12 protein-coding genes are annotated in these 15797 nt (G+C 73.5%); 9 read left to right on the top strand and 3 right to left on the bottom strand.

Features of this window, described 5'->3' with window-relative positions:
• Positions 1 to 29: 29 nt before the first annotated feature.
• From D7223_RS09000 to D7223_RS08975, 6 genes are all read left to right on the top strand, one after another.
• Complete coding sequence (locus D7223_RS09000) at positions 30 to 263, top strand: zinc-ribbon domain-containing protein (protein ID WP_120726957.1); 234 nt, start codon at positions 30 to 32, stop codon at positions 261 to 263.
• Positions 264 to 525: 262 nt separating this feature from the next.
• The gene (locus D7223_RS08995) at positions 526 to 1923 is read left to right on the top strand and encodes an MFS transporter (protein ID WP_120726955.1); all 1398 of its coding nucleotides are present in this window, start codon (positions 526 to 528) and stop codon (positions 1921 to 1923) included.
• A 92-nt stretch (positions 1924 to 2015) separates the two neighbouring features.
• The gene (locus D7223_RS08990) at positions 2016 to 3104 is read left to right on the top strand and encodes a hypothetical protein (protein ID WP_120726953.1); all 1089 of its coding nucleotides are present in this window, start codon (positions 2016 to 2018) and stop codon (positions 3102 to 3104) included.
• Positions 3105 to 3141: 37 nt separating this feature from the next.
• Positions 3142 to 4611 carry a hypothetical protein gene (locus D7223_RS08985; RefSeq protein WP_120726951.1) on the top strand — a complete coding sequence of 490 codons (1470 nt, stop codon included), beginning with the start codon at positions 3142 to 3144 and terminating at the stop codon, positions 4609 to 4611.
• Positions 4612 to 4718: 107 nt separating this feature from the next.
• Positions 4719 to 6275 carry a glycosyl hydrolase gene (locus tag D7223_RS08980; protein WP_120727153.1) on the top strand — a complete coding sequence of 519 codons (1557 nt, stop codon included), beginning with the start codon at positions 4719 to 4721 and terminating at the stop codon, positions 6273 to 6275.
• Between the two features lie 79 nt (positions 6276 to 6354).
• Positions 6355 to 7113 carry a MerR family transcriptional regulator gene (locus D7223_RS08975; RefSeq protein ID WP_120726949.1) on the top strand — a complete coding sequence of 253 codons (759 nt, stop codon included), beginning with the start codon at positions 6355 to 6357 and terminating at the stop codon, positions 7111 to 7113.
• A gap of 49 nt (positions 7114 to 7162) precedes the next feature.
• On the opposite strand, the gene D7223_RS08970 is transcribed toward D7223_RS08975, so the two are convergent.
• On the bottom strand, positions 7163 to 9460 hold the full coding sequence (locus D7223_RS08970) for a WD40/YVTN/BNR-like repeat-containing protein (RefSeq protein ID WP_147442466.1): 2298 nt from the start codon (positions 9458 to 9460) through the stop codon (positions 7163 to 7165).
• A 152-nt stretch (positions 9461 to 9612) separates the two neighbouring features.
• Here D7223_RS08970 and D7223_RS08965 point away from each other — a divergent pair, with 152 nt between their 5' ends.
• A complete protein-coding gene (locus tag D7223_RS08965) occupies positions 9613 to 9897 on the top strand; it encodes a putative quinol monooxygenase (RefSeq protein WP_120726944.1) in 285 nt (94 codons plus the stop codon).
• A gap of 51 nt (positions 9898 to 9948) precedes the next feature.
• Here D7223_RS08965 and D7223_RS08960 read toward each other — a convergent pair whose 3' ends face one another.
• Complete coding sequence (locus D7223_RS08960) at positions 9949 to 11448, bottom strand: GntT/GntP/DsdX family permease (protein ID WP_120726941.1); 1500 nt, start codon at positions 11446 to 11448, stop codon at positions 9949 to 9951.
• 62 nt (positions 11449 to 11510) lie between these two features.
• Positions 11511 to 13061 carry a gluconokinase gene (locus D7223_RS08955; RefSeq protein ID WP_238161735.1) on the bottom strand — a complete coding sequence of 517 codons (1551 nt, stop codon included), beginning with the start codon at positions 13059 to 13061 and terminating at the stop codon, positions 11511 to 11513.
• A 255-nt stretch (positions 13062 to 13316) separates the two neighbouring features.
• Between D7223_RS08955 and D7223_RS08950 the strand changes: the two genes are divergently transcribed.
• Positions 13317 to 14432 (top strand): hypothetical protein, encoded by a 1116-nt coding sequence (locus D7223_RS08950; RefSeq protein WP_120726937.1) that lies wholly within the window; start codon positions 13317 to 13319, stop codon positions 14430 to 14432.
• 65 nt (positions 14433 to 14497) lie between these two features.
• On the top strand, positions 14498 to 15772 hold the full coding sequence (locus D7223_RS08945; RefSeq protein ID WP_120726935.1) for an RNA polymerase sigma factor: 1275 nt from the start codon (positions 14498 to 14500) through the stop codon (positions 15770 to 15772).
• The last annotated feature ends 25 nt before the right edge of the window (positions 15773 to 15797 follow it).

The raw sequence follows: 15797 nt of genomic DNA, 5'->3' as shown, positions 1-15797 counted from the left end.
CGGCGGGTGGAAGTGGGTAATGGCGGGCGATGTTCTTCATCTTCGGTCTCCGCACCAAGGTCACCCGGTCGGGCGTCGTGCAGCAGGTGTGCCGCAACTGCGGCAACCACGCGGCACAGGTCGTCACCCGCCGCTCGACCAAGTTCAGCCTGTTCTTCGTCCCGCTGATCCCCATCCGCACCCGCTACCTCCAGCAGTGCACCTTCTGCGGGGCCCAGTACGACGTACCGAAGTCCGCGGCGCAGCACCTTCCGGTCGGCTGAGGCGGAGATGGCCCGCTTCCTCTGCTGGTTGATCGGGCGGCAACCCGTCGCGCCGGTGCACACCGTCTCCCGGCCGCCGTGCACCCCTGGACGGCGTCGACGCCGTCGGCAGCTCCGCCCGACGGCCGGCACCACGCTGCCCCGCTCGCCCTGGAACCGCTCCGCCGGCCGGTGAGCCACCGCATGTGATCTCCACCCCGAACGGGCCGCCCGGCCGAGTCGTGACGACTAGCCTGGGGCGGCCGCGAAGAACGGGGGAGCCGTGCGCAACCACCCGGCCGTCGTGCTGGTGATCGTCCTGCTGTCCACCCTGTCGCTGCCGGTCTCGCTGACCGGCGCGTCGGTCGCCCTGCCGGACATCGGCCGCGACCTGGACGCCGGACTGGCCGCCGTGCAGTGGGTGGTGAACGGGTACAACGCCACCTTTGCCAGCTTCATGCTCGCCGCCGGCGCGCTCGCCGACCTGTTCGGCCGGCGCCGCGTCTTCGTCGCCGGTGTGGCGGTCTTCGCCACCGCCGGTCTGGTCGCCTCGGTCGCCGGTGACATCGTGCTGCTGGACGCCGCGCGGGTGGTCGCCGGCATCGGCGCGGCCGCCGCCGCGACCAGCGCCTCGGCGATCCTCGCCGGCCGGTTCCACGGCGCGTCCCGGGCCCGCGTGTTCAGCGTCTTCGGTACGACCATCGGCGTCGGCCTGGCCTTCGGCCCGTCGATGGCCGGCCTGCTCATAGACGCCTTCGGGTGGCGGGCCGTGTTCGCCGCGCCGGCCCTGGCCGCCGTGGTGGTCCTGCTGCTGTCCCCGCTGTTGCCGGACTCCCGGCCGGCGCGCCCCGGGCGGGTCGACTGGCCGGGAACCGTGTCGTTCACGGCCGCGCTGCTGCTGCTCATCTACGGATTCGTACAGGGACCCGAGCACGGCTGGTCCGACCCGACGATCGTCGGCGCGTTCGTCGCCGCGCCCGTGCTGCTGGTGCTCTTCGTCCGCGTGGAGCGCGGGCGCGCCGAGCCGATGTTCGACCTGTCCCTGCTGGGCAGCCCCCGGTTCCTCGGCATCTGCCTGGCGGCGGCCACCACCGTCGCGGTGCTCGTGCCGCTGCTGGTCTACCTGCCGTCGTACCTCACCACGGTCGTCGGGATGGGGCCCGGCGCGGCCGGGGCGACGCTGATCCTGCTCACCGCTCCGACCGTGGTGCTGCCGCTGCTGGCCGGAGCGCTCACCCGGCGGGTACCGGCGGTGGCGGTGATCGTCGTGTCGGTGGCGGTGGTCGCGGTGGGCGCGGCCTGGACGACGGTGCTCGCGCCGGCCTCCGACGCGGCTGCCCTGGCCGGCCCGCTGCTGACCATCGGCGTCGGGATCGGCCTGTCGATCGGGCTGCTCGACGCGCTGGCCATCGGCAGCGTCGCGGCTGATCGCGCGGCCACCGGCGCCGGAATGATCAACACGGCTCGGCTGGCCAGCGAGACCGTGGCCATCGCGATCGTCGGCGCGGTGCTGGCCAGCACCACCGGCGGCCGGCTCGCCGATCCGGGCTTCACCGGCGGCCTGCGGATCGTGCTCTGGACGATGGCGGCGTTCGCCGGCCTGGCCGCGGTGGTGGTGGCGGTGCTGGTCCGGCGTCCCGCACCGATCCGGGAGCCGGCCACACCGGTCGCCGTTCCCTGAGGCCGTCGCGCGTCGGTGAGGCGTTAACAGGGGACCCTTCCTCTACGCGAGGCGTTAACAGGGGGCCCTTCCTTTCACTAAGGTGGCGGATCGTGACGAGCAACGAGGCGCGACTGGCCGCGATCCGGGGCGGTGGTCCGGCCCGGCGGCACAACGCGCGGACCATCGCCGCGTTGACCGGCAACCCGGGCTGTACCCGACGGGCGGTCCTCGACGGGGCCGGCGTGGACAAGCCGGCGCTGGCCGAGCGGATCGGCTTTCCCGCCCGGTTCGGGCAGTCCCGCTTCGCGATCACCCGGGGCAACGCGTTCGAGGCCCAGGTCAAGGCCGACGGCGGGACGGAGTTGCTGCGGCTGGTCGCGGAGCGGCTCGGCGTACCGGTGCCGGACTCGGCGACCTGGACCGACCTGGGCGGCGCGGACGACCTGCCGGACCGGCGGGACCGGTCGCGGGCCGCGTTGACCGCCGACGGCAGCGGTGCGGCGCTGTTCGACCATCCGCTGCTCGCCCTGGACGTCGGCGGGAGGCGGGTGCACCTGGAGCCGGACCTGGTCGCCGCCCGGCTCGCCGGCCGGTTCCACGTGGTGGAGATCAAGTCGTTCCCGGTGATCGACGGCCAGGCCGACCCGGCGAAGGTGTCGGCCGCCGCGATCCAGTCCGCCGTGTACGTGCTGGCCCTGCGCGACCTGCTGGCCGCCGCCGGGCGGGATGCGGAACTGGTGTCGCACGAGGTGGTGCTGGTCTGCCCGCGCGACTTCGCCAACCAGCCGGTGGCCAGTCTGGTCGACGTGCGCAAGCAACTGCTGGTCCTGCGCCGGCAACTGGACCGGATGGCCCGGCTGGACACGCTGCTCGCCACGGTGCCGGCGGACTTCACCGCCGACCCGACCGCCGATCCGGCGGCGCTGCGCGCCGCGCTGTCCCGGGTGGAGGCCCGCTACGCGCCGGAGTGCCTGGCCGCCTGCGAGCTGGCGTACTTCTGCCGGCACGAGGCGGGCGGCCACACCGCCGTGCTGGGTCGGCCGGTCCGCGAGGCACTCGGCGGCGTCGCGTCGGTGGCCGAGGTGCTGGCGCTGGCCGCCGGCGAGCACGCCCCGGACCCGGAGCGGGAGGAGGCCGCCGCGCTGCTGCGGGCCGCCGCCCGCCTGCGCGCCGACGCCCTGACCGGGGACGCCGCATGAGTACGCCCGGCCCGACCGTCGCCACCGGACGGCCCGCGTGAGTACGCTGCGCGCGCTGGCCAAGGCGCAGGCGCTCGCCGCCGGGCGGGCCCAGCCGGTGGCCACGGTCCGGCACCTGCACCTCGCCCAGCGGCCACTGGTGCTGGTGCCGCTGACGCTGGCCGGTGAGGCGAACGCCCCGCTCGCCGTACTGGTCGGCGCGGCACCGAAGCGGGCGCGGCTGCTGATCGTCCCGCAGCCCCGCAACCGGGACCAGCGCTTCGCCTTCGCCGCCGAGCTGGCCGGCATCCTGCTCGACCACCTGGACGGGTTCCGGGCCGTCACCGAGGCGGTGCCGGTGGACCGGGGCCGGGACGTCCGGCACCGGTACGCCGACGCGCCGCAGCTGCTCGTACCGAACCCGGCCGGGGTGACGTTCCTGCGGCTGTTCGGCCGGTCGACCCGGTTCCGCCGGCCGGACGGTGAGTACCCGGTGCACCCGTCGGTGCCCCTGCTCGGCCGGTGGTTGACCTTCTTCGCCGAGCGGGCCGAGCAGCCCGGCTCGTCGGCGCTGCTGGCGATGACCGACGCGCTGACGCTGCACTGGGCGACCGGGCAGAGCGCGGTGGAGGATCTGCACCTGCCGGCGCTGCTCGGCTGGATCGACCCGCCGCCGGGGCTGACCGGGGCGCGGGCCGCGGCCCGGGCGGAGGACCCGTCGGTGTGCCCGCCGGCCGGGCCGGCCACCGATCCGGGTTTCGACAACGACGTGCTCGCCCCGGCGATGGCCCGGTACGCGGAGGCCACCGACGAGGCGGCGCGCGTCGAGGCGTACGCGGAGCTGGAGGGACTGCTGCGCGATCAGCTCGCGCCCACCTGGGAGCTGATGTGGCGTGGCGTGGGGTTGCTCCGGTCGTTGCCGGCGGGCGCCCGGGTGGCCGTCCGGTGGGACGGTGACAAGGACGCCTTCACCGGGTACGCCGAGCACGTCGACGCCGGGGGCGGACCGCAGCCGCGTCGCGACGGCGCGGTGGCGGCGGCCCAGCGGCTGCACCGGCTGGAGCGGGCGGCGGCGTCGTACGCGGTGCAGCGCGCCTACGACGATCCGCTGGTCATGGCGGAGCACCGGCTGGCCGGGGAGGCGTTCGTCGGCATGGTGACCCTCGCCGACCCGAAACGGGTGGACGACAGCGGCAAGCGGCCGGTGCTGCGCCCGCGCGTGCAGGTGGTGACCACCGAGCCGGTGGCGGTGCCGGTCGGCGCGACGCTGTGGTCGCCGGCCCGGCCGGGGCAGAAGGCGCGGGTGGTGTTCGTGACTCCGGGCGACGGCAAGACCGAGGTGGTGGTGGAGCTGTCCGGCGGCATGGGGCGTGGGCTGACCGCGCCCCCGGGCACGGTTCCGGAGGTGGGGGAGCGGGTGTGCCTGACCACGCTCTCCGACGGGTACCTGCCGGTGGCGACGTTCCCGGCGGTGGACGAGACGCCGTGGACGCACGGTGGCCCACCGGCCGAGGTCGACCCAGCGTAGGGAGGTCGATACATTTACATACTTGAAACTTAACCGGTTCAGGGGTGAACTGGTGGAGAACCCGGGGTTCCACCACCACCACCGCCCCCGACCCGAAACAGGTGACCATGCGAAGCAGAAGACTGCGCCTCGCGCTGAGCGCCGCCGCCACCGCCCTGGTGTCCGCGTCCCTCCTGACCGCCGTCGCTCCCGCCCAGGCGCACACCGTCGCCCCCGCCAACCCGAACGCCTCCCCGGCCACCCGCAACGTGCTGAACTGGCTGGCCCACCTGCCCAACCGGGGCAGCAACCGGATCGCCTCCGGCTTCTTCGGCGGCTACAGCAACAGCGGCTTCTCGCTCGCCCAGACCGAGGAACTGCGCAACGCCACCGGGCAGTACCCGGCCTTCCTCAGCTGCGACTACGGCTCCGGCTGGGCCACCAACAACGACATCACCGCGCTCGTCGACTGGTCCTGCAACAGCAGCCTCAAGTCCTGGCACAACTCCGGCGGCCTGGTCACCATAAGCGTGCACCTGCCCAGCCCGGCCAACGCCAACGGCGGCGGGCTGAACACCCCGATGGGCAACTTCGCCGACCTGCTCAACCCCGGCACACCCGCCGGCGCCCGTTGGCGGGCCCTGATGGACAAGATGGCCCAGGGCCTCCAGGACCTGGAGAACGCCGGCGTACCAGTGCTGTTCCGGCCGTTCCACGAGGTCAACGGCGACTGGTTCTGGTGGGGCAACCGGGACGCCAACACGTTCCGGCAGGTCTGGCAGCAGATGTACGGCTACCTGACCACCACCAAGGGGCTGGACAACCTGATCTGGGTCTACTCGGCCGACTTCAGCCGGGGCAACCGCACCGCCTACTACCCGGGCGCCGCCTACGTCGACGTCGTCGGGGTGGACGCGTACGACGACAACCCGCAGGCGTCCGGCATCCAGTCCGCCTACAACGAGCTGGTCGGGCTGGGCAAGCCGTTCGCGTTCTCCGAGATCGGCCCGGACAGCCAGGGCTCCTTCGACTACGGCCGGTGGATCACCGCGTTCCAGCAGAACTACCCCCGGACCACCTACTTCCTGGCCTGGAACGACGGCTGGGGGCCGGCCCGCAACTCCGGCGCGGGGACCCTCTTCGGCAACGCCTGGACCCTCAACCGGGGCGAGGTCGACCTCGGCACGATCGTCGAGCCCGGCGGTGGCACCCCGACCACTCCGCCGCCGGCCGGCGGCACCCTGCTGCACGGCTTCGAGTCGTCAACCGAGGGCTGGGCGGGGACCACCGTCACCGGTGGCCCGTGGCGGGTCAACGAGTGGGCCGGTCAGGGAAGCTGGTCGCTGAAGGCCGACGTCAACCTCGCGGCCGGGGCCAGTTATCTGCGCCGGACCGTCACGACCAGCCTCGCCGGGCGGAGCACGCTGCGGGCCACCGCGCGGATCGCCCCGTGGGGCAACCACGGGGCGGGCACCCAGGCCAAGCTGTACGTGAAGACCGGCGGCGGGTGGCAGTGGTTCGACGGCGGCGCGGTCACCGTCGGCTCCGGCGGCACCGCCCTGACGCTCAACCTGGCCGCGGTGGCCAACCCCGGCGACGTCCGTGAGATCGGCGTGCAGTTCGTACCGGCCGGCGGAGCCGGCGGCACCTCGGCGGTGTACGTGGACAACGTCACGGTGCAGTAGAACCTCCGCCGACGAGGCTTCCGCTTGACCCTCCCGTAACGGAAGGCGGGAGCCTCGTTGACGGAAGGGAGGGGGAACCATGGCGTACACGGTGGGACAGGTGGCCAGGGCCGCCGGGGTGACGGTGCGGACGCTGCACCACTACGACGAGATCGGGCTGCTCTCGCCGAGCGGGCGCAGCTCCGCCGGCTACCGTCGGTACGACGACGCCGACCTGGACCGTCTGCAACTCATCCGGTACTACCGGGAGCTGGGGTTCCCCCTGGACGAGATCGCCGCGATCCTGGACGACCCGACGGCCGACCCGAGTGCGCACCTGCGCCGCCAGCACGAGCTGCTGACCGGACGGATCGGGAAACTCCAGGAGATGGTCGCGGCGATCGAGATGGCGATGGAGGCACGCCGGATGAACATCAAGCTGACCCCGCAGGAGCGGTTCGAGGTCTTCGGCGACTTCGACCCGGACACGTACGAGGACGAGGCACGGGAACGCTGGGGCGAGAGCGACGCGTACCGGGAGTCGTCCCGGCGCACCGCCGGTTACTCGAAGGAGGACTGGCTGCGCAACAAGGCCGAGAACGAGGACTGGGGGCGGCGGTTCGTCGAGGTGATGGCCTCGGGTGCGCCGGCCGACAGCCCGGCGGCGATGGCGCTGGCCGAGGAGCACCGGCAGCTCATCACCCGGTGGTTCTACGACTGCTCGTACGAGGTGCACACCGGCCTGGCCGACATGTACGTGGCGGACGAGAGGTTCACCGCGTACTTCGAGCAGATCCGGCCCGGCATGGCCGCGTACGTCGCCGAGGCCATCCACGCCAACGCGATCAGCCGCGCCTGACGCGCCGTGGCCCCGGCGGGTCGTCCGCCGGGGCCACGCCGGGCACGGTCTAGCCGCTGATCGGGGCGTACAGGATGCCGCGACCGAACGTCGCCGCGAACAGCGTCTTCGTCGGGGCGTGGAAGTGCAGGTCCTGGACCGGCACGGCGGGGAAGCTCGCGCCGACCTGCAGCCAGGTGCGGCCCAGGTTGGGGCTGAAGAAGACGCCCATGTCGGTGCCGACGTAGAGCCAGCCCCGCTTCGTCGGGTGCCGGATCACGTCGTTGACCGGCGCCTGCGGCAGGTTCCCCGAGACGTCGCGCCAGCTCGCCCCGCCGTCGGTGGTCATCAGCACGTGCGGCTGGGTCTCGCTCTCCCAGCGGAACCCGGAGTAGGTCACCCAGGCCACGGCCGGGTTCCCCGGGTCGACGGTGACCCGGGTGACCCACCGGTCGGGCAGGTCCGGATCGGTCGCCCTCGTCCACGTCGCCCCGCCGTCCCGGGTCACCGACAGGTGGCCGTCGTCGGTGCCGACGTACACGGTGTCCTCGTCGGTCGGCGCGATGCCGATCGTGGTGATCGTCGCGTACGACGTGGCGTTGCGCGGCGTCGGACCGCCGGTCAGGTCCGGGCTGACCGCCCGCCAGGTGCGGCCCCGGTCGTCGGAGCGGTTGAGCACGTTGGACCCGAAGTAGACGGTGTCCGGCGCGCCCTGGGCGATCTCCAGCGGTGCGACCCAGTTGAACCGGGTGCCGGCGAACCGGGACCGGATCGAGGTCATCGTGTCGCCGCCGTCGTCCGAACGGGCGCAGCCGCCGTTCTGCGAGCAGGCGTAGACGTTGTCCTGGTCGACCGGGTTGATCCGGTTCATCATCCCGTCGCCACCCCGGTACAGGTTCCAGTCGGCGCCGCCCCAGGAGCGCAGCGACCCGTTGTCCTGGGTGCCGCCGGAGGCACGGGAGCGGTCCTGGGTGCTCACGTCCATCGAGTAGAACTGCATGTACGGCTGCACGGAGGCCGCCGTCCAGGTGCCGATGACGTTGCCACCCTGGTCGTTCCAGTAGAGCCCGCCGTCGTTGCCGACGTACACCCGGCCGGGGTTGTGCGGGTCCCAGGCCATCGCGTGCTGGTCCACGTGGATGCCCTGGCCGGTCACCCAGGTCTGGCCGCCGTCGTGCGACTCCATCAGCGGTACGCCGGCGGAGAAGACGTGGTCGGCGTCGGCGGGGTCCACCCACAGCCGGCCGAACCACCAGGCGAACCCGCCGTCGGCGGCGTCCAGCGCGGGCTCGCCGGCGGTCCGCCGGGTCCAGGTCGCTCCGGCGTCGTCGGAGACGAAGAAGCCGGTCAGGTTGCCGATCCGGTCGTTGGTGATCGCGTACGCCCGGGTCGGTCGGTCGGTCGCGAACGCCACGCCGATGCGACCGGGCTCGCTCTCGGCGGCCGGCAGCGGCGCCCCGATCCGCGTCCACGTCGCACCGCCGTCGGTGGAGCGGTGCAGGCCGGAGCCGGGGCCGCCGTACTCGCGGCCGTCGGGGTAGCGGAGCTTGTCCCACATCGCCGCCAGCAGGATGTCCGGGTCGGCCGGGTTGATCGCGACGTCGATCGCGCCGGTGGAGTCGTTCAACCCGTCGAGGACCCGCTTCCAGGTCCCGCCGCCGTCGGTGGTCAGGAAGACGCCCCGGTCGCCGCCGGTGTCGAACAACCGGCCCTGCGCGGCGACCACGATCCGCCGTGGATCGGTCGGGTCGATCCGGATCCGGCCGATCGCGCCGGTCTCGGTCAGCCCGAGGCTCGTCCAGGTCGCCCCGCCGTCGGTGGAGCGGTAGAGCCCGGTGCCGTAGTAGGACCCGCCGCCGCCGTGGTCGGGCTCGCCGGTCCCCGCGTACAGGGTGCCGTCGGGCGCGACGGCCAGCGCCCCCATCGACTGGGGCAGGTCGTCGGACCAGACGCTGGTCAGCGTCGCGCCGCCGTCGGTGCTCCGCCACACGCCGCCGGTGCCGGCCGCCACGTAGACCGTGCCCGGCCTGGTCGGGTCGAGCACCACGTCGATGAGCCGCCCGCCGATGTTGGTCGGGCCGAGTTGCCGCCAGCGCACGCCGGTCAGTTGGGGATCGCCCCGCCGGGTCGCGTTCTCCAGCGTCCGGCTCTGGGCGAGGGCCTCCTCGTACGCGGTCGCCGGGATCGAGCCGTCGGCGTTGGCCCGCTGGGCCCACATCCACTCGGCCGGCGCGGCCGGATTCTCCTCCTCCTCGACCGCCACCGGCAACGGCGGGACACCCGCCAGGTGCACCAGCGTGGTCGCGGCCGTCAGGGCGGCGACCGCCGTGACCGCGCCGACCAACCGGAACCGTGTCCGCCTCGACAACACCGACCGCACAGGTCACCCCCGGCCCGACGGCATCGCCGTCGATCGATTTTTGGCCAGCGTACGCAAGGATCGACCGTCATGGAAGCCGCGGACGGTGTCACACCCTCGGTGGAGGATGGCCGGACAGCCGTCACACCAGGAGGTCCAGCGTGTTCATCGTCGCCGGAAGTCTGTACGTCGACCCCGAGGCCCGGGAGGACTACCTCGCCGGGTGCGTCCCGGTGGTCCGGGCGGCCCGGTCCGCGCCGGGCTGCGTCGACTTCGCCATCGGGCCGGACCTGGTCGAGCCGGGCCGGATCAACGTGTACGAGCGTTGGGAGTCCGAGGAGCAGCTGCTCACCTTCCGTGGGTCCGGGCCGAGCGACGACCAGGCGGCGGCCATCCGCGGCGCCGAGGTGCACCGGTTCCTGATCTCCGGTGTCGAGGCACCCTGACCGCACCCGCCGGACGTGTCGGGGTGGGGGCGGTCGGGACGGTGGCGCCGGCTAGAGCAGCAGGTCGAGCAGCAGGACACCGAGGAAGCCGACCACCGAGATGATCGTCTCCATCACCGACCAGCTCTTGATGGTCTGCCCGACGGTCAGCCCGAAATACTCCTTCACCAGCCAGAAGCCGGCGTCGTTGACGTGCGAGAAGAACAGCGAGCCGCAGCCGATGGCCAGTGCCAGCAGCGCCACCCCGGGCCGGTCCAGGCTGCCCGCGAGCGGCGCGACGATGCCGGCGGCGGTGATGGTGGCGACGGTGGCCGAGCCGGTGGCGACCCGGATGCCGACCGCGACCAGCCAACCCAGCAGCAGCGGGGAGAGGTTCGCCCCGTTGGCCGCGTCGGCGACCAGGTCGCCCACGCCGGCGTCGACCAGCACCTGCTTGAATCCGCCGCCGGCGGCGACGATGAGCAGGATGCCGGCGATCGGCGGCAGCGATCCGCCGAGGACCGACGACACCTGGGTACGGCTGAAGCCGGCCTGGTAGCCGAGGGTGAACATGGCGACGATGACGCCGGCCAGCAGCGCCACGATCGGGGTGCCGGCGATGTCCAGCGCCTGCCGGGCGGTGGTGCCCTCGTCCAGCAGCAGCTCACCGACCGCCCGCAGCAGCATCAGCGCCACCGGCAGCAGCACGGTGATCACCGCCGGCCAGAAGGCCGGGGTGCGCCGGGAGGTCTCGGTGCCGGTGTCGTCGACCGGGGCGCCGGGTCGGCCGGTGCCCGGGTTCAGCAGGTCGTCGTCGGTGAGCAGGTCGCCGTCGACGTTCCGCTGGGCGGCGGCCTCGGTCTGCCGGGGTCCGCTGTCGCGGCGGGTGGGCAGCAGGTCCAGCGGGACGGTGGCCGGCACGTAGCGGGCGATGATGTTGCCGAACACCGGGCCGGCGATGATCACGGTGGGGATGGCGACGAGCAGCCCCAGCCCGAGGGTGAGGCCCAGGTCGGCGTCGAGCGAGGAGATCGCCACCAGCGGGCCGGGATGCGGCGGCACCAGGCCGTGCAGCACCGACAGGCCGGCCAGCGCGGGGATGCCGAGCTTCATCAGGGGTATGTCGGTGCGGATCGCGACCAGCAGCACGATCGGCACCAGCAGCACCACGCCGACCTCGAAGAACAACGGCAGGCCGATCAGTGCGGCCACGCCGGCCATCGCCCAGGGCAGCGCGCCACCGGAGACCCGCCCGACGATCCGGTTGACGATGCCGTCGGCGCCACCGGACTCGGCGAGCAGCCCGCCGATCATCGCGCCGAGGGCGATCAGCAGGCCGACGCTGCCGACGGTGGAGCCGACCCCGCCGCTGAACGACGTGACGATCTTTTCGGGCGCGGCGCCGGCGACGACGCCCAGCACGGCCGCGCCGAGGATGAGGGACAGGAACGGGTGCACCTTGGCCCAGGCGATCAGCACCACCACCGCCGCGATGCCGAGCAGGGCGGCGACGACGAGCTGGGTGTTGCCGGCGTCGGTGAGGGATTCGGCCGGTGCGGCGAGAGTGATCATCGGATCTCACGACCTTTGCGGCGGCGGGTGAGGGAAACGTCCGGCGGCGGGGCCGGTCGGCACTACGACGGTGGCGGCGTGGGGTTGGGCTCCGACGGCAGGCCGGGGGCGAGCCGGCGCAGCGACGTGAACGTCGGCACCAGCGCGTCGTACAACTCGGAGAAGAGGGGCAGCAGCGCCGCGTACGTGGCGGACGCGGCCGGGTCGGGGCGTACGGTCTCGGAGATCTCCACCAGGTCGGCGGCGACGTCGATGGACGCGACCAGCCCGAGCGCCTGCATGCCGAGCAGTGCCGCGCCGAAGCCGGAGCCCTCGTGCCCGGCGGGGAAGCGCACCGGCATGCCGAGCACGTCGGCGAGCATCTGCCGCCACAGCGGACTGCGGGCGAAGCCGCCGCTGGCCCGGATCTCCCGCACCTCGTTGCCGGCGGCCCGCACCGAGGCGAGCACCAGTGCCAACTGCTGGCAGACCCCCTCCAGCGCGGCCCGTACGAGGTGGGCTCGGCGGTGCCCGTGGGTCAACCCCACGAACGCGCCGCGTGGTAGCGCGTTCCAGTGTGGCGCGCGTTCGCTGAGCAGGTACGGCAGCATGATCAGCCCGCCGGAGCCGACGGGTGCCTGGGCGGCCAGCGCGAGCAGTTCCTCCTCCGCGTTGTCGCCCAGTTCGGGGGCGAGCGCGTCGCCGGCCCAGCCGAGCACGATCCCGCCGTTGTTGATCGCCCCGCCGACCACCCAGCGGTGCTCGGTCAGGGCGTAGCAGAAGACGCCGCCGAGCGGATCGACGCCGGGGTGCTCGACCATCACCCGCAGCGCGCCGCTGGTGCCGATCGAACAGGCCATCACGCCCGGGGCGACCGCGCCGAGCCCGAGGTTGGCCAGCGGGCCGTCACCGGCACCGACCACGACGGGCGTGTCCCGGGGCAGGCCGGTCGCGGCGGCGGCCTCCGGGGTGAGACCGGGCAGCACGGTGGTGGTGGGTACCAGTTCGGGCAACTGCTCCTCGGTGATGCGGGCGATCCCCAACGCCTCGGCGTCCCAGGCGAGCTGGAAGATGTCCATCAGCCCGGTGGCCGAGGCGATCGAGTGGTCGGTCATCAGCACCTCGCAGAGCCGCAGCAGGACCCAGTCCTTGATGCCGACCCAGTGCGCGACGGTGGCGAACAGCACCGGTTCCTGTTCGGCGTACCAGAGCAGCTTGGGCAGCGGCGCCATCGGGTGGATCGGGGTGCCGGTGCGGCGGTGCAGGGCCAGCCCGGAGGGGACCGCCCGCAGTCGCTCGGCCTGCCGGGCGGCCCGCGAGTCGGCCCAGGTGATCGACGGGGTGAGCGGGTGGCCGGCCGCATCGAGCCCGATCAGGCTGTGCATCGCGCTGCTGAAGGACAGCCCGGCGACCGGCCGGCCGGCCAGCTCGGCGGCGACGGTGCGGATCGACTCGACGACGGCGGCGTAGATGGCGTGCGGGTCCTGCTCGGCCCAGCCGGGCTGCGGCTCGTCCAGTGGGTAGCCGACGGAGTGGTGGGCCACCTGGTCGCCGTTGATGTCGTACGCGACGGCCTTGGTGCTGGTCGTCCCGAGATCGACACCGATCACGATGGCCGGGGTCGTGTCGCGCACCGACTCACCCCCTCGTCGTACCCGCCGGGACGTCGCGCCTGACGTTACCGACGCCCCCGCGGAGCCGCACGGCGAACGGGAGTCGGTCCCCCCGACACGCCCGACCGACATGAATCGACGCAGCGAAACCGGCCTATCGTCCGGGTTGCTCCACCGATTGGGTAATTTGCGCTTTCCTGCCCGTCGCTGTCCGGTGTCCGGCGGAGTTATCCCGGTAACACCCCGATTGGTGGCCTGCACGGCGGAGGAGTCGGCATGGCAAGGACTGATTCGACGGGTTCCACATGGCGGTACCGGTGGGCGCACCGGCAGAACGAACGGCGGCAGCGGGCATTCCGCGACGCCGACGAGACATGGCGGCGGCGGGACGAGGAGCTGCGGCGCCTGCGTACGCTCGCCGAGGACTTCACCGGCTCGGCCGCCGCCGGCGCCGGTCTGCCCCTGGAACTGGCCGGGGACGAGGTGGTGTTCTGGGTGCTGCCGGCGGCGCAGCTGGTCGAGGTGCGACACACGGCGGTGCTCCCGGCACCGGACCTGACCGTCGCCCCGCAGGGTACGCCGATGCGGTCCCGCCGCGCCGACGGGACGCGGATCGCCGACGCCGGGATGGCGGTCATCACCAGCCGCCGACTGGTGCTGCTGGGCGGTCGCGGCCGGCGCGACTGGGCGTACGGAAAGATGACCGGCCTGGCCCACGACCCGGCGGCGCCGGTCACCCTGATCCAGGTGCTCGACCGGCGGCGGGCCTCCGGGGTGATGCTCCCCGCCGACGTGGCGGCCGACTTCCGGTTCAAGCTGACGCTGGCGTTCGCCGACGCGATCGAGCAGCGGCCGGCGGTGATCGCCCAGCTCGACGAGGCGATCGCCGAGCACGCGCAGCTCAAGCCGTTCCGGCCGGGTATCGCCACCCCGGCGCAGGCCCGGCTGACCGGGTTCGTGCCCGGTGGCCGTCGCACGGTGGCCATCGCCGCCGGAATCGCCCTGCTGGTGCCCGTCGCGCTGTTGGAGTCCGACCCGTCCGACCCGACGTCGGAGGTGGCGGTCGCCGCGACGCCCGCGCCGGGCACGCCGGCCCGCCCGGCCGCACCCGCGGTCGCCGGTCCGAAGCGCAGCTCCGGCGCGGCCACGCCGACGCCGGCCCGCGACCGGCTCTGCGGCGCGCCGGACAATCCGATGGGGTACGGCTTCTGCGCCGGCGAGCGGATCCGCGAGCCCGCCGTGGCGGTGTGCGACCACCTCGACTGCGTGCCGGAGTTCTGGGCCGGCCGCGGATACCTGGTGCAGTGCGGCGACGGCTCGGTCAGCCTGGCCGGCGGCAGTCCACGCGCCTGCGGCTCGCACGGTGGCGTACGGCACACGTTCCGGAACTGACCGCCTCCCGCCGCGCCCGCCGGTCGCGTTGCCTGACCGGGGCCCGGCTGCTGTGATTGTCGGTCATGGGGGTCTCCGAGGTGCGCCGCACGGTCGAGGCGGTCTGGCGGATCGAGTCCGGTCGGGTGGTCGCCGCACTGGCCGGCCTGGTGCGGGACGTCGGCTGGGCCGAGGAACTGGCGCAGGACGCGCTGGTCGCCGCCTTGGAGACCTGGCCGCGCGACGGGGTGCCGACCAACCCGGGGGCCTGGCTGACGGCGGTCGGCAAGCGGCGCGCGATCGACGGGCTGCGCCGCCGTACGCTGCTCGACCGCAAGGTCGCCGAACTCGGCCGCGAACTGGGCGACGAGCGGTTCACCCCGGACTTCGACGCCGCGCTGGACGAGCCGATCACCGACGACCTGCTCCGGCTGGTGTTCACCGCCTGCCACCCGGTGCTGACGCCGCCGGCGCGGGCGGCGCTGACCCTGCGGGTGATCGGCGGGCTGAAGGTCGAGGAGATCGCCCGCGCCTTCCTGGTGCCGGAGTCCACCATCGCCCAACGGATCACCAGGGCGAAGAAGACCCTCTCCGACGCGAAGGTGCCGTTCGAGGTGCCCGGCCCGGAGGAGCGCGGCGAACGGCTCGCCAGCGTGCTGGAGGTCGTCTATCTGATCTTCAACGAGGGCTACTCGGCGACCCGCGGCGACGACTGGATGCGCCCGCAACTGTGTGCCGACGCGCTGCGCCTGGCCCGCATCCTCCAGGGCCTCATGCCCGACGAGCCCGAGGTGCACGGGCTGGCCGCCCTGTTGGAGATCCAGGCGTCCCGCACCGCCGCCCGGGTCGACGCGCAGGGTCAGCCGATCCTCCTGCTCGACCAGGACCGGCGCCGCTGGGACCGGCTGCTGATCCGCCGGGGCCTGGCCGCCCTGGACCGGGCCCGTGCCGTGGACGGCCCGCCCGGCCCGTACGCCCTCCAGGCGGAGATCGCGGCCTGCCACGCGCGGGCACGGACACCCGCCGAGACGGACTGGGCGCGGATCGCGGCCGGCTACGCGGAGCTGGCCCGGGTCGCGCCGTCGCCGGTCGTGGAGCTGAACCGGGCCGTGGCGGTGTCCTTCGCCGACGGCCCGGCCGCCGGCCTGGCGGTGGCGCGGGCGTTGGTCGACGAGCCGGCGCTGGCCGGGTACCACCTGCTGCCCAGCGTGATCGGCGACCTGCTGGCGAAGCTGGGGCGCTACGACGAGGCGGGCGCCGAGTTCACCCGGGCGGCGGAGATGACCGGCAACGAGCGCGAACGGGCCCTGCTGCGCTCGCGTGCCGCCGACTGCGCGCGGGGTCTCGCGCCGAGCCGCTGAAAGCTTTCGTCGACGGTGTCGGATC

Origin of the sequence: Micromonospora endolithica (assembly GCF_003626595.1) — a bacterium.
Taxonomy (GTDB): domain Bacteria; phylum Actinomycetota; class Actinomycetes; order Mycobacteriales; family Micromonosporaceae; genus Micromonospora; species Micromonospora endolithica.
The sequence above is the reverse complement of the archived record's forward strand: the minus strand, read 5'-3'. Positions and strand labels throughout refer to the sequence as shown.